General features: G+C 70.9%; 13 protein-coding genes. All 13 read right to left on the reverse strand.

The features are described from left to right. Positions 1–185: 185 nt before the first annotated feature. The 13 genes from AC5WRT_RS29425 to AC5WRT_RS29485 all read right to left on the reverse strand — a co-directional run bounded on the left by AC5WRT_RS29425 (position 186) and on the right by AC5WRT_RS29485 (position 13502). Positions 186–953 (reverse strand): Rv1363c family protein, encoded by a 768-nt coding sequence (locus tag AC5WRT_RS29425; protein ID WP_496097202.1) that lies wholly within the window; start codon positions 951–953, stop codon positions 186–188. A 34-nt stretch (positions 954–987) separates the two neighbouring features. Further along, on the reverse strand, positions 988–1500 hold the full coding sequence (locus AC5WRT_RS29430) for an Rv1363c family protein (RefSeq protein ID WP_496097201.1): 513 nt from the start codon (positions 1498–1500) through the stop codon (positions 988–990). Beyond that, entirely contained in the window at positions 1473–2747 is a 1275-nt protein-coding gene (locus tag AC5WRT_RS29435; protein ID WP_496100777.1) for an MCE family protein, read from the reverse strand. Before AC5WRT_RS29435 ends, AC5WRT_RS29430 begins: the two co-directional genes overlap by 28 nt. Beyond that, positions 2744–4027, reverse strand: coding sequence for an MCE family protein (locus tag AC5WRT_RS29440; RefSeq protein WP_496100778.1), 1284 nt, complete (start codon positions 4025–4027; stop codon positions 2744–2746). Before AC5WRT_RS29440 ends, AC5WRT_RS29435 begins: the two co-directional genes overlap by 4 nt. Next, the gene (locus AC5WRT_RS29445; RefSeq protein ID WP_496100779.1) at positions 4024–5133 is read right to left on the reverse strand and encodes an MCE family protein; all 1110 of its coding nucleotides are present in this window, start codon (positions 5131–5133) and stop codon (positions 4024–4026) included. Before AC5WRT_RS29445 ends, AC5WRT_RS29440 begins: the two co-directional genes overlap by 4 nt. Continuing rightward, positions 5130–6140, reverse strand: a complete 1011-nt coding sequence (locus tag AC5WRT_RS29450) for an MCE family protein (protein ID WP_496100790.1) — start codon at positions 6138–6140, stop codon at positions 5130–5132. The genes AC5WRT_RS29445 and AC5WRT_RS29450 overlap by 4 nt, the downstream gene beginning before the upstream one ends. A 227-nt stretch (positions 6141–6367) precedes the next feature. Then, a complete protein-coding gene (locus AC5WRT_RS29455) occupies positions 6368–7408 on the reverse strand; it encodes an MCE family protein (RefSeq protein ID WP_496097197.1) in 1041 nt (346 codons plus the stop codon). Then, complete coding sequence (locus AC5WRT_RS29460; RefSeq protein WP_496097196.1) at positions 7405–8658, reverse strand: MCE family protein; 1254 nt, start codon at positions 8656–8658, stop codon at positions 7405–7407. The genes AC5WRT_RS29455 and AC5WRT_RS29460 overlap by 4 nt, the downstream gene beginning before the upstream one ends. Before the next feature lie 11 nt (positions 8659–8669). Further along, positions 8670–9494, reverse strand: a complete 825-nt coding sequence (locus AC5WRT_RS29465) for an MlaE family ABC transporter permease (protein WP_496097195.1) — start codon at positions 9492–9494, stop codon at positions 8670–8672. A 3-nt stretch (positions 9495–9497) separates the two neighbouring features. After that, a complete protein-coding gene (locus AC5WRT_RS29470; protein ID WP_496097194.1) occupies positions 9498–10268 on the reverse strand; it encodes an MlaE family ABC transporter permease in 771 nt (256 codons plus the stop codon). After that, positions 10265–11194, reverse strand: a complete 930-nt coding sequence (locus tag AC5WRT_RS29475; protein ID WP_496097193.1) for an ABC transporter ATP-binding protein — start codon at positions 11192–11194, stop codon at positions 10265–10267. Before AC5WRT_RS29475 ends, AC5WRT_RS29470 begins: the two co-directional genes overlap by 4 nt. Before the next feature lie 134 nt (positions 11195–11328). Beyond that, positions 11329–12360, reverse strand: coding sequence for an RNA polymerase sigma factor (locus AC5WRT_RS29480; RefSeq protein ID WP_496100780.1), 1032 nt, complete (start codon positions 12358–12360; stop codon positions 11329–11331). Positions 12361–12461: 101 nt separating this feature from the next. Next, complete coding sequence (locus tag AC5WRT_RS29485) at positions 12462–13502, reverse strand: lytic transglycosylase domain-containing protein (RefSeq protein WP_496097191.1); 1041 nt, start codon at positions 13500–13502, stop codon at positions 12462–12464. Between the last annotated feature and the right edge of the window lie 523 nt (positions 13503–14025).

Consider the following 14025-nt stretch of genomic DNA (forward strand, 5'->3'; position numbering starts at 1 on the left):
GCCGAGTATGTGAGCAGCCCCTCTCGCCCGGCAGCCAGGTGCCACGTCACGCCATCCTGCGGGTCACCCTCTCTCCCGGCACACCTCATCAGAGGTAGAGCGGCCACGCTCGACCCGGTGACTTGTGAATTCGAGCCTGCTCGGCAGTATGTCTTCATCGAATCACCGTGAATGCATATGTCTGGTCAGAGGGCGTCGACGCCGCTCACCTTCCAGCCGTCGGAGGTACGGGTGAGCGTCAATCGCACCCGGTTCAGGTCCAGCCGGGGCTCTGGGACCTGAGTGCTCTGGGTGACCTGGTTGACGAAGAGCAGGACGACGGCCTTGTCCGGTGTGGCCGACACGACCGACGCAGCAGGGGTGCCGCCGTCGGAGGGTGTGGCCACGGTCGCCTTCACCACGCCGTGGTACGTCGTCGCTGTGGGTGCGACCACCGTCCTCGTCGTCCTGCCGTACTGGTCGCGGAAGTGCCCGGTCAGCAGGGCGCGCGCCCGGGCGAAGTCCCGGTCCAGGTGCCGGTAGTCGTACGACAGCACGACCGGCGCCGCATTCCGCGCGGCCGCGAGGGCCTCGCCCCGGGCCTGCTCCGCCTGCCGCCCCTGCCGGTACTGCCGCCCTAGGACGGCGGCCACCACCAGGGCCGCCACGAGGACGAGGCCCAGCACCGCGGTGAGCACGCTCCGGCCGACCCTGCGCGAGGGCGCGCTCTCCTCCGGCTCATCCTCGAAGGGCTCGGGCTCGGACTCGGGCGCGGGCTCCGACGGGTTCTCGCGGCCGTCCGCCGGGGACTCGGCGAGCAGGGTGCGCCTGGGAATGACTTCCTCTTCCTGGCGGGCAGCGCGCTCGGGGCGCCCCGGCCGCCCGGCGCGCTTGGCCGCCGCGCGGGCGGCCGCGGTCATGGTGCGCCGGGCGGGGGAGCCGGTGCCGCGGGTGCGGGAGGTCGGGTTCGCCACGGTGTCTCTCCTCATCGATGGCCTCACAGTCGGGTCAGCCCACGAACGTGACATCGGAGGTCAGCCAGCGGCCGGCCACGCGCACGAGGTCGAGCTGGAGCCGGTAGGTGCGCGCCTGGCCCTCGGGCGCCGCGGTGTTGGTCACCTTGCTGTCGGCCACGACCAGGACCCGGGCCGAGCGCGCGTCGGAGCGCACGATGCCCGCTTCCAGGACCTGCCCCTCGGACACCGACTTGTTCTGGGCGACGAGCTTCGTCAGCTGCGCCGTCTGCGCGGCGAACTGTTTCTTGAAGTCGCCGGTGGCCCCCTGCAGCACGGTGCGGCTGTCCCGGTCGTAGTGCCGGTAGTCCAGCGAGGTGAAGTTCAGCGCCGACTGGCGGGCCGCCGCCAGGATGTCCTGACGGCGCTGCTCCGCCGCGCGCTGGTCGGCCAGCTTCAGACCCAGCCAGACACACAGCACGGTCGTCAGCACGGTCGCGGCGACGAGCCCCGCCGACAGCAGCCTAGCCCGGCCTCCTGTCACGCCATCGCTCCCACGAGCAGCCATTGCCACGACTCCTTTCCGAACACGGTCTGTTCGCCGCCCGTCGAGCCGATCTCGACGGGCGTTCCGTCCGGGCCGGTCACGGTGCCGGTCTCCGGGTCGTACGGGGCCACGAACGCGGCCTGGCCGGCGCTGTCCCGACCGGTGGTCGGGCCGGGCGCGTTCTGGGCACCGCGCACCGAGGTCTTGCTGCCGCGTGGTGCCGTGCAGCGCGCGCCGGTGTTCGCCGGGCGCGTGCTGGTGTCGGCGGGGTCGCGCCGCTGGGTGCCGTAGCCCTGGGTGCACGCGGGCGGGTCGTCGGCGTTCACGGTCAGCCCGAAGTGGGTGGTGCCGTCACCGGGGATGACCGTGTAGCTGCCCGCGACCGTGAGCGGGAGCGTGACCAGGGCCTGTTCGACGCCGGGCAGCCGGGCCAGGGTGATCTGGCCGCCGCTGACGAGGTTGGCCAGCAGGACCGGTACGTGCGGCCGGGTGGACTTCAGCAGGGAGTCCAACTGCTGGGCGGCGGGCGCGGTGTTGCCGATCAGCCTGCGCAGATCGCCGTCGCTCGACTTCAGCTGTTCGGTGAGCGTGGCCAGGTCGCGGGAGAACGACTTGATGGCCGAGCCCTGGTCGGCCTGTGTCTTGAGCACCTTTCGCGAGTGCTCGATCAGCGAGACCGTCTGGGGGAGCGACGCGGATGCCGATTCCACCAGCGAGTTGCCGGAGTCCACCAGCCGGCTCAGGTTCGGTCCGGTGCCGGCGAAGGCCTTGCCCAACTCGTCCACGGTGACCTGCAGATCGTCCTTGCCGACCGAGTTGACCAGCCGGTCGAGGCTGAGGACCAGGTCGGTGACCGGCAGCGGGGTCCGGGTGCGGCTGCGCGGGATCGGGCTGCCGTCCATGAGGTACGGGCTGCCCGACCGCCGCGGCTGGAGGTCGACGTACTGCTCGCCCACCGCCGAACGGTCGGCGACCACCGCGAGCGTGTCGGCCGGGATCCTCGGGGCGCCGTCCTCGATCTTCAGCGCCACCGAGACCCCGGACCCGGTCAGCCGCAGATCGCCCACGCGGCCCACCGGCACGCCCCGGTAGGTGACCTCGGCGCCGGGGAAGACGCCCCCGGACTCGGCGAAGTCGGCGCGCACGGTGTACCCGCGGTGCAGGACGTCGTCCACGAGGCCCGTGTAGCGGGCGCCGACGTACGACACCCCGAGGGCGGTGACGGTCGCGAAGGCGAGCAGCTGGGCCCTGACCGTACGTGTGATCACGGCATTATCCCCTTCAGCATCAGCTCGGCGAGGCCGGGATCGATCCCGGGCGGGAGGCGACGTGAGCCGTCCCCGGTGCCGTAGGCCGCCGTGCACACGGGCGGGCACAGCAGGGTGCTGCCGTCGGAGGGCTTCGAGGGCACGGCGGGTGCGGAGGGCACGGGGGGCACGGACGGGGTGCCCGGCAGGGACGGGACGGACGGGAGGGGGGTGGGAGTGGGGAGGCCGGGAAGGTGCGGGGTACTCGGGGCCGGGGGCTTCCCGCTCTTGCCCGGCTTGCCGGTGACGTTGCCGTACAGGTCCGCCAGGTCGAGGTCGGCGGTTATCTTCAGGTTGACGTAGTCGCCCTTGACGGCGTCCGTCGCGTTGCGCGGGAACGGGTAAGTGGTGAGGATCTCAAGGGAGTTGGGCAGGTCGTCGCCCGACTTGTTCAGCTCCTGCAGGATGGGCTGGAGCTCCTTCAGGCTGGCGACGGTGTCGTCGTGGGAGGCGTTCACCACCCTGGTGCCGGTCTTGCCGAGTGTGGACAGGGCGGTGAGCATCTTCGTCAGGTCCTTGCGCTGGTCGGCGAGTGCCTTCAGAGCGGGCGGCATGGTGTCGACGGCCAGGGCGATCGTCTTCTTCTCGTTCTTCAGCCGCTTCGCCAGCCGGTCGACGCCCTTGAGCGCGCGCACGATCTCCGCCCGCTGGCCGTCGAGGCCGCCGAGGAAGGTGTCGAGCTGCTTCAGCAGGGACCTGACCCGGTCCTCGCGGCCGCTGAGGGCCTTGTTCAGCTCGACGGTGATCGTCTTCAGCTGCGCCACCCCCCCGCCGTTGAGCAGGGCGGACAGGGCCGACAGCACCTCCTCGACCTCCGGGTTGCGGCCGCTGCGGGACAGCGGGATGAGGTCGCCGTCGTGGAGCCGTCCGACGGGCGCGGTGCCGGCCGGCGCGGACAGCGCGACGTACTTCTCGCCGAGCATGCTCGTCTGCCTCAGGTCGGCGACCGCGTTGCCGGGCAGCCTCACCGAGTCGGCGATGCGCAGCCGTACCCGCGCGTGCCAGCCGTCCAGCTCCACCTTCTCGACCGTGCCCACGGTGACGTCGTTGACCTTGACCGCCGACTGCGGCACCAGGTCCAAAACGTCCCGGAACTCGACGGTGACGTGGTAGGCGTGGCCGTCCGAGGCGGCGCCGCCGGGGAGCGGGACGTCGTACCAGCCGTTGAACTCGCAGCCGGTCAGCAGCAGCGAGCCGATCGCCGTCCAGGCGGCCACCCGCCCCAAGCGCTTCACGTTCATGCCGGTGCCCCCAGGATTCCGCCGAGGGTCTTGTCGACCGTGCCCGTCGACGCCGGGGCCGACGGCACCTTGGGCAGGGAGTCGAAGAGCTTCTTCAGCCCGGCGCAGTTGCCGTGGTCGTCGCCGGTCGTCTTCAGGATGGAGCAGAGCAGCGATGACGGATCCTGAGGGGCCCCCGCGTTGTTGCGGGTGTCGAGGGTGCCGGCGGCGGGGTTGTAGGCGTTCTGCAGGTTCGACAGGCCCGTGGGGGCGACGGTCAACAGCTCCTGAAGTGCGGCCCGTTGGGTGACGAGGACCTTGGTGACCCCGGCCAGGCCCCGCACGTCCGAGGTCAGCGCCTTCTTGTTGCCCTTGACGAAGCCGGCCACGTCACCGAGCGCGGCGGCCAGGTACTTCAGCGCGGCGGCGAGATCCTTGCGCTCCCCGGCCAGTTGCCCGGCCACGGCGGCGAGGTCGGTGTCGAACGACCGCACGCTGGTGTCGTCCGCCGCCAGCGCGGCCGTGAACACCTGAAGGTTCCGTACGGTCCCGAACAGGTCGCCACGCCCGTCGGACAGCGTGGTGACCGCCTGGGACAGGTCGTCCACCGTCTGGTTGAGGTTCTGGCCCTGCCCGCGGAGGTTGTCCGCGCTCACCCCGAGCAGCCGGGACAGCGAGCCCTGCTTGTTGGCGCCGTTCGGGCCGAGCGCCTCGGCGGTGGTGTGCAGGCTGTCGAAGATCCGGTCCAGCTCGACGGGGACGGCCGTACGGGACTCGGGGATGACGTCTCCGTCCCGCATCACCGCGCCGTTGCGGTACACCGGCAACAGCTGCACGTAACGGTCGCTGACCACCGAGGAGTTGACGATGGCTGCCTGCGCGCCGGCTGGGACCTTGCGTCCCCGGTCGTACTCCAGCTCCACCCGGACCCGGTCGCCCTCCGGCGTGATCTTCCTGACCTCGCCGATGCGGACGCCGAGGACGCGGACGTCGGAGCCGGGGTAGATGCCGACGGTGCGCGGGAAGTACGCCGTGACGCGGACGGGGGCCGGGCCTGGCCAGAGGACGACGGCGAGGCCGGCGACGACCGCGAGCGTGGTGAACAGGGCCAGGAGTCTGCGGGTCATCGGGTGCCTCCCGTCCGTGGCGTGACCGGGGCGGCGGCCAGGTTCTGGACGTAGGAGTCGAACCAGCGGCCGTTTCCGAGGGTGTTGGAGAAGAGCCGCACATAGGGGGCGAGGAGCTGGACGCTGCGGTCGAGGCTCGCCTGGTTGCGTTCGAGCATCTTCAGGAAGGTGTCGAGGTTCTTCAGCGCCGGCCCGATCGCCTTGCGGTTGTCGTCCACCAGGCCGGACAGCTCGATGCCCAGCAGCGCGGAACTCTTGAGCAGGGTGTGGATCGCCGCGCGCCGGTCGTCGACCTCCTTGAACAGCGCGTCACCGTCCTTCAGCAGCGCGGAGAAGTCCTTTGTGTGACCGGCCAGCACCTTGGTGACCCCGTTCGCGTGGTCGAGGAGCCCGCGCAGCGCCTGGTCACGGGAGGCGACGGTCCGCGAGATCCGTGACAGTCCCTTGATCGACGCCCGCACCTCCGCGGGGGAGTCCTGGAAGGTGAGGGAGATGGTGTCCAGCGCCTTCGCGAGCCGGTCGGTGTCGACCGCCTCGGTGGTGGTCGTCAGGTCGCTGAAGGCCTGGACGACGTCGTACGCCGACACGGTCCGGCCGAGCGGGATCTCGCTGCCCGGCTTCAACTGGCCGGGCCCCTTCGGGTACAGGGCCAGGTACTTCGCGCCGAGGATCGTCTTGACGCGGATCGCCGCGCCCGTGTCGGTACCGAACCCGGGATGGCCCTTCACCTTGAAGGTGACCTTGACGTGGTCGCCGTCCAGGTCGACGCCGTCGACCTTGCCGACCTTGACCCCGGCGATCCGTACCTCGTCGCCCGGCTTGATCCCGCCGGCCTCGGAGAAGGCCGCGCTGTAGGCGTCGCCGCCGCCGATCAGCGGCAGGCTGTCGGCGTTGAAGGCGGCAAACGTGAGCAGCGCGAGGACAGTGAGGCCGACGGCGCCCACGACGACCGGGTTGCGCTCACGAAAGGGCTTCAGGCGTGGGCGCCTCAGCCGGAGCCTGGGCAGCTTCGGCGGTAGGACGCGCACCTTGACCAGCGGCTGGGGGCGGGGTTTGCGTTTCGGCAGCAGCCGGGGGAGTTTCGGCAGCTTCGGTGGTAGGACGCGCACCTTGACCAGCGGCTGGGGGCGGGGTTTGCGTTTCGGCAGCAGCCGGGGGAGTTTCGGCAGCTTCGGTGGTAGGACCCGTACCTTCACCAGCGGCTCAGGACGGCGCTTCCGTAGGACACGCAGTCTCATCCGCCGCACCTCGCCCGCGCCACGTGCAGCTCCGGGGTGATCACCTGCTTGGTCTTCGGCAGCACGATCCGGCCGTCGAAGTCGCAGAGGTAGAAGTTGAACCAGGAGCCGTACGACGCAGTCCCGGTCAGCGCGTTGAGCTTGTTCGGCAGCCGCTTCAGGACGCCCTCCACGGTGTTCTCGTTCTTGTTCAGCGTTCCGGTGAGATCGCCGAGTCCGGCGATGTCGTCCTTCAGTGGTGGACGCGCGTCCTTCAGCAGCCCCGACGTGACGTCCGTGAGGTCGCCGATACGCACCAGCGACTCTCCGATGGGCCCCCGGTCGGCGGACAGCCCCGAGACCACCCGGCGCAGCTGTGTGAGTAGCTCGGAGAAGCGGGAGCCGCGCTTGTCGAGCGTGTCCAGGACGGTGTTGAGGTTGTCGATCACCGATCCGATCAGCGTGTCGCGGTCGGCGAGGGTGCTGGTGAGTGAGGCCGTGTGCGCGAGGAGGCTGTTCACCGTGCCGTCCTCGCCCTGGAGGGTCTGGACGATCTCGGTGGCGAGCTGGTTGACGTCGCTCGGGCTGAGCGCGGCGAACAGCGGCTTGAAGCCGTTCAGCAGGGCGTTGAGGTCCAGGGCCGGCTGGGTCCGGGACAGCGGGATGGTGCCGCCCGGCCGCAGCCGGGCGGTGACGTCGCCGGGGCCCTCGGTGAGCGCGATGTACCGCTGCCCGACCAGGTTGCGGTAGCGGACGACCGCGTGGGTCCCCGCCAGCAGCGGCCGGTCCGCGCTGACGGTGAACGTGACCTCCGCCAGGGTCCGGTCCTTGACCCGGATGCCCTCGACCTCCCCCACCCGCACACCGGCCACGCGGATGTCGTCGCCGGTCTCCAGCCCGGTGACGTCGGTGAACACGGCGTGGTAGGTGTCCTTGGGGGTGAAGGAGACATTGACGATGGTGGCGGCGAGCAGCGCCGTCGCCGCGATCGTGACCAGGGCGAAGAGGCTGAACTTGACCAGCGGGGCGGCGGTCTGCCGGGCTCCTGACCTGTTCATACGACACTCACCGCCGTTCCGCGCGCGAGCGGACCGAACAGCAGGGTCGCTACGGGCGGCACCTGGTTGGCGGGGACGCCCATGACAGGGGCCACGAGCGAGCCGACGGCCTGCTGCTCACCCCGGGTGGCGGACACGTTGACACCTCCGGGGAGTGCGCCGCCGGAATCTCCGGCCGACGTACCGTCATCGAGATGGGGTTTCGGGCCGGGCACCTGAGGATGCGGCAGGCCACGGCAGTTCGGGCCGGACCGCTCGCCGTACACCGGCTCCTCACCGGGCTGGTACGCCCCCTGCGGCCGGACGACTTCGAGGGTGATCCGCATCTCGCCGCCCCGGAACGCGTCCTCCGAGGCCTTCTCCTGCCGGACCAGTCCCTGGAACAGGCACGGGTACTCGGGGGAGTAGCGGGCGAACAACTCCAGCGTGGGGCGGGAGACCCGGCCCAGGGTGATCAGTCGGTCGCCGTTCTCGGACAGGAAGCCGTTCGCCGTGTCCGCCACGGAAGCGGTCGAGCGGAGCGCGGCGGCCAGCTGGTCCTTCTTGTCGACGATCGTGCGGCTGGTGGTGACTGCATTGCGCAAGATCCGCATCAGGTCGGGCGCGGCGTCGCCGTACACCTCGGCGACGTCCGCGAACCGCGAGATGTCCTCCTTGAGGGAGGGCATGTGCGGGTTGAGGCGGCGCAGATATCCCTCGACCCGGGTGAGGTTGTCACCGATCCGGTCGCCGCGGCCATCCAGCGCTGTGGCGAACGCCGAGAGCGTGGCGTTGAGCTCACCCGGCCGGACCGTGCGCAACAGCGGTAGCAGGTCGTTCATCAGCTGCTGCACCTCGATGCCGACCTTCGTGCGGTCCTGGGTGATGACGTCTCCGGCGCGGATCGGCCGGGGCGACGACGCGGAGCGCGGGGGCGGGACCAGGTCGACGTACTTCTCGCCGAACAGCGTCTTGGGCAGCAGGCGGGCGTGCACGTCCGAGGGGATGGACGGGACGTACCGGGGATCGAGCGCGATGTCCAGCGTGGCCTTCGTACCGTCCGCGTGCACCTCGCGCACCTCGCCGACCAGCAGCCCGCGCAGCTTGACGTCGGCCCGTGGATCGAGCTGGTTGCCGAGGGTGCCGGCCTGAAGGGTGACGGACACGACGGACGTGAACGTCTGCTGGTAGACGGCCACCGCGAGCGACAGCAGCAGCGCGAGCACGGCGAGGAACGCGATGCCGTACAGCCTGAGTCTCATTCTGTGCATGTGCATCGCTGTCACCCCGCTATCCGTACGGTCGTGGTGGCTCCCCAGATCGCGAGGCTCAGGAAGAAGTCCAGGACGTTGATGGCGACGATCGAGGTCCGCACCGCACGCCCCACCGCGACGCCGACACCCGCCGGGCCGCCGCTCGCGTGGTAGCCGTAGTAGCAGTGCACCAGGATGATCAGCACGGCGAAGACGATCACCTTGCCGAAGGACCAGAACACGTCGACGGGCGGCAGGTACTGGTGGAAGTAGTGGTCGTACGTGCCCGTCGACTGCCCGTAGTAGCCGGTGGTGATGGTGCGGGCGGCCAGGTACGAGGAGAGCAGTCCGATCACGTACAGCGGGATCACCGCGACGAAGCCGGCGATCATCCGCGTCGTCACCAGGAACGGCAGCGACGGGACGCCCATCACCTCCAGCGCGTCGGTCTCCTCGCTGATCCGCATCGCACCGAGCTGCGCGGTGAACCCGGCGCCGACCGTCGCGGACAGGGCGAGCCCGGCCACCAGCGGAGCGATCTCCCGGGTGTTGAAGTACGCCGACAGGAACGCCACGAAGTTGGAGGTGCCGAGCTGGTTGAGGGCCGCGTAGCCCTGGAGGCCGACCTCGGTGCCGGTGAAGAAGGACAGGAACGCGATCACGCCGACCGTGCCACCGAGGACGGCGAGCGCGCCGCGCCCGAAGCTCACCTCGGCGAGCAGCCGCAGGACCTCCTTCTTGTAGCGGCGCAGGGTGCGGCCCGTCCACGCGAGCGAACGCCCGTAGAAGGACAGTTGGGTGCCCAGCTCTTCGAGTGAGCGCAAGGGGCGATCGAGGAGATTCCGTGGTCTCATCGGCTAACCCCTCTGCGGGACGACCTGGAAGTACACCGCGGTCATCACGAAGTTGGTCACGAACAGCAGCATGAAGGTGATCACCACGGACTGGTTGACGGCATCGCCCACGCCCTTGGGACCACCTTGCGCCGTCAGCCCCTTGTAGGAGGCGACGATCGCCGCGATGGCCCCGAACACGAGCGCCTTGACCTCCGCCGCCCACAGGTCGGACAGCTGGGCGAGGGTGGTGAAGGACGCCAGATAGGCGCCGGGCGTCCCGTGCTGGAGGACGACGTTGAAGAAGTAGCCGCCCGCGACACCGACGACCGAGACGAGGCCGTTGAGCAGCACGGCCACGACCATCGACGCGAGCACGCGCGGTACGACGAGCCGGTGGATCGGGTCGATGCCGAGCACCTGCATCGCGTCGATCTCGTCCCGGATCTTGCGTGCCCCGAGGTCCGCACAGATCGCCGTGCCGCCCGCGCCCGCGATCAGCAGCGCGGTGACGATGGGCGAGGCCTCGCGCAGCACCGCGAGCACGGACGCGGCACCGGAGAAGGACTGTGCGCCCAGCTGGCGGGTCAGGCTGCCGATCTGCAGCGCGATGACCGCCCCGAAGGGGATCGAGACCAGTGCCGTCGGCAGAATGGTGACGCTCGCGACGAACCACGCCTGCTGGATGAACTCCCGTGCCTGGAAGGGCCGTCGGGGCATGGTCCGGGCGACGTCCAGCGCCATCGCGAAGAGGTTGCCCGAGTGCCGGAGCGCACCTGTCGGGGAGAGTCTCACGCGCTGCTCACCCCCGTCCCGTGCAGCTCTGCCTCGCGTCTCGTGATCGCCTCCCAGCGGGGCGGGCGGGTGATGCCGGGGCCGGGCAGCAGGCGGGGAGTCAGGTCCCGGACTCGTGGACCCTCGTCGATCTGGGCCAGCTCCTGCTCGACCTGGGCCGCGTCCTTCTCCTCCGCCATGCCGATCGGCCCCTGCATACGGCCGTTCAGGAACTGCCGTACGACGGGCTCGTCACTGGTCAGCAGTTCCTCACGGGGCCCGAACATAACCAGCTCGCGCCGGAACAGCAGCCCGATGTTGTCCGGCACCTGGCGGGCCGAGGCGATGTCGTGGGTGACGATCAGGAAGGTCGCGTCGATCTGTGCGTTGAGGTCGACGATGAGCTGGTTGAGGTAGGCCACCCGGACCGGGTCCAGGCCCGAGTCCGGCTCGTCGAACAGGATGATCTCCGGGTCGAGGACCAGGGCGCGGGCGAGTCCGGCACGCTTGCGCATGCCGCCGGAGATCTCACCGGGCAGCTTCCCCTCGGCGCCGATCAGCCCGACCATGTCCATCTTCTCCAGCACGATGCGCCGGATCTCGCTCTCGGACTTGCGGGTGTGCTCGCGCAGCGGGAACGCGATGTTGTCGTACAGGTTCATCGAGCCGAACAACGCGCCGTCCTGGAACAGCACGCCGAAAAGCTTCCGCACCTCGTACAGGTCGTGCTCACGGAGATTGGTGATGTCCCGGCCCTGGATGGTGATGGAGCCGCGCTCCGGCTTCAGCAGTCCCACGAGCGTCTTGAGGAACACCGACTTGCCCGTCCCCGAGGGGCCGAGCATCACCGAGACCTCCCCGGCGGGCAGCGTCAGCGAGACGTCCTGCCAGATGACCTGGTGGCCGAAGGACTTGGTCAGCCCCTCCACACAGATCTCGACACCCATCCGGTCCCACCCTTCGCCTGTGGAGCAGCTCCGACATCTGCTCTACGGGGAGGCGCGGGGCGTCCGTCGCGGCGACCGGGATTTTTTTCGGACGCGGTTACGGCGGGCTACGGCACGGACGCGTTTACGGCGTGCTACGGCAGCTTCGGCGACGGCGGGCTCGAAGGCGTCCTCAAACCAGGGCCAAGGGAGGAGAGCGGAGCCGCCGGTATCGCCGAGGCCGGGGGAAGCGACGGGACCGACGAGGCGGCTGAGCTCGTCGGCAGGTTCGGCACCTTCGGCACGTCGGGCACCTGCGGGACCTGCGGCGCCGAAAGCCCCTGGAGCGGGGACGAGGACACGTCCGGCAGAGACGGCAGCGGCAGGGACGTTCCCCCGGTTGGTGAGGGCGTCCGGCTCCGGGCCCCGGGCGCCGGGGGCGAAGGGGCGCGCGTCCTGGGGGTACGCCCCCCGCCCGCGGTGTCGCCGCGCCGGACCTGCCCGTCGCTGGACGCGGCCGGCCGCTGCGCCGGACCGCTCCCGTTCCCGCCCGCGTTGAGCGCGTACGGGAGCACGAACCCCGCCACCGCCAGGGTCGCCGCCGTCGAGGTCACCGCGACCACCTGGGCCTTGCCGCTCCCGCGGAGCCGCCCGCGCCCGACCAGGAACAGCACCAGTCCGAGCGTCCCGGCCAGCGAGGCGCGCAGCGTCCGCCGGGCCCGGGCGAGCAGGGACTCGACGGTCCGGTAGCTGAGCCCCATCCGTACCGCGACCTGGCTCACGTCCAGGTCCTCGGACTTCAGCCGGAGGGCCTCCGCCTGCCGGGCGGGCAGCTCACCGCTGCGCACGGCGAGCCACTTGGCCTCGGCCCGGTCGCACACCGCCTCCTCGACGGGTACCGGACCCGGCACGACGAGCGTGGGGCGGCTGCCCACCTCGGCCTCGCGGTTGACCTGACGGTACCGGTCGACGCACAGCCGCATCGTCACCGTCGTCAGCCAGGCGCCGAGCCGCTCGTCGTCGAGGTCCGGGCGCTCCGCGGCCCGCAACATCGCCTCGTGCACGGCGTCCTCGGCGTCCTCCTGGCTCATGGAGCGTCGCCGGGCCACCTTGAGCAGCTGCTCACGATGGCTCCACATGCGCTGCCAACGCTCCTCGGCGGCCGTTGTGGGCGTGTCCGTCGCCATGAGGGCCCCTTCGCACTCACCTGCCGGTCCTGTGCTTCCGGCGGGTGGCGACATTACCGCCGAGTAGTCGTGGTTGTGGAGGGGGAGACGCCCATCGTGTTCTAGCTGTTGCCGATGGTCAGCGGCTTCACGTCGGGCAGCACGCCGCCGGGCGGCGTGAGACTCAGCTCGGGAGCGGGGACCGGCGCCGTCCCGGACTCCTTGGGGACGCCGGCCGTACCGGACGGGCCGGGGGAGGGTGAGGCGGGCGGCGCCGACGCCGTGCGCGAGGGCCCGGGGGTCGGCTTCCGGTCGTCCGAGGGCTTCGGCTGCGAGGGCTTCGGCCTCTTCGGGTGGGACGGCTTCGGCCGGTACGGCCGGGATTCGGCGGGCGCGTCCGGCACTACCCGGTGTCCGGTCAGGTAGTACGCGTACCAGGCCTTGACGGTGCGCAGATAAGCGTCCGAGTGGTTGTAGCCCAGGATCGCCCGGTTCAGGTCGGCGGGAAGCGAAAGGTCCCGGCCGCCCGCGCACAGATAGCGGCCGGCGGCGAGCGCCGCGTCGTAGACGTTGTTCGGATCCGACCGTCCGTCGCCGTTGCCGTCCGTCCCCCAGCGGGCCCAGGTGGACGGGATGAACTGCATCGGGCCGACCGCGCGGTCGTACACTGCGTCCCCGTCGTACGCGCCGCCGTCGGTGTCCGGCACGACGGCGAACGCGCCGCCGGTCAGCCGCGGGCCGAGGATGGGCGTCACGGTCGTACCGTCCGGGGTCACCCGGCCGCCCCATGCCTGCCCGGACTCCACCTGGCCGATCGCGGCCAGCAGTTGCCAGCGCAGCCGGCAGCCGGGCGCGCTGCGCGCCAGCTTCTCCTCGGCACGCCGGTACGCGGTGAACACGCTCGCGGGTAGGGCGGCGCCGCCCGTCGCTCCCGGTGCCGAGCCGTTCTCCCGTGTCCGCAGCGGGGGAAGGCCGGTGCGGTACGGGGTGTCGCCGGACACGCTGGGGCCGTGCTCGGCGGGCGCCGCCTTCCGCGCGGGCTCCGCGGCCTCGGTCGAGACCGCCCCGGGCGCCTGCGACGCGGCCAGGACGGCCATCGCCGCCGCCGCGGTCGCCGTACCCCTGGCACCCCTCAGTGCCCCCTTGAGTGCACGCGATGTCACTGTGCAGTCCCCTCCGTGGGTGAATCCGTCGTCTGCTCTACGCGGCTGGAGGGCGGGTCCGTCGCGCGGAACCGGGCGGATGGGGCGGGCACCTTTTCGGGAGCGGGGGACCCACGCGTGTCCGTCGAGGTCTCACCAAGCGGTCGGGGCGGTCACCGACCCCGATCGCCGGCCCGCCCGACCACGCGCGTCGGTGCGGGCTGCGGAACACGATGCAACCCCCGCGTCCCGCAGCCGATGGACAACGCGGGACGCCGCCATCCGGCTCGCCCGGTGGCTGGGCGTCACCGGCCCCCTCGGTCCGGCGCCCGAAACGGGAGCGTGTCAGCTCGCCGCCCGCGCGAGTCGTGCCGACCTGGATGCGGGGACGTCAACCGGATTGCGCCGCAAGGGAGGTTGGAGTACGCAAGGACCAGTCTCAGGCACAGAGCTTTCCTTGTGCCACCGGAACCGTATCGTCAGCCGTCAACTCGCCCCTCGGACACACAACGATTGACGATACGGTGACGAGGGCCTCGACCTT

The organism is Streptomyces sp. NTD91 (genome assembly GCF_059510455.1).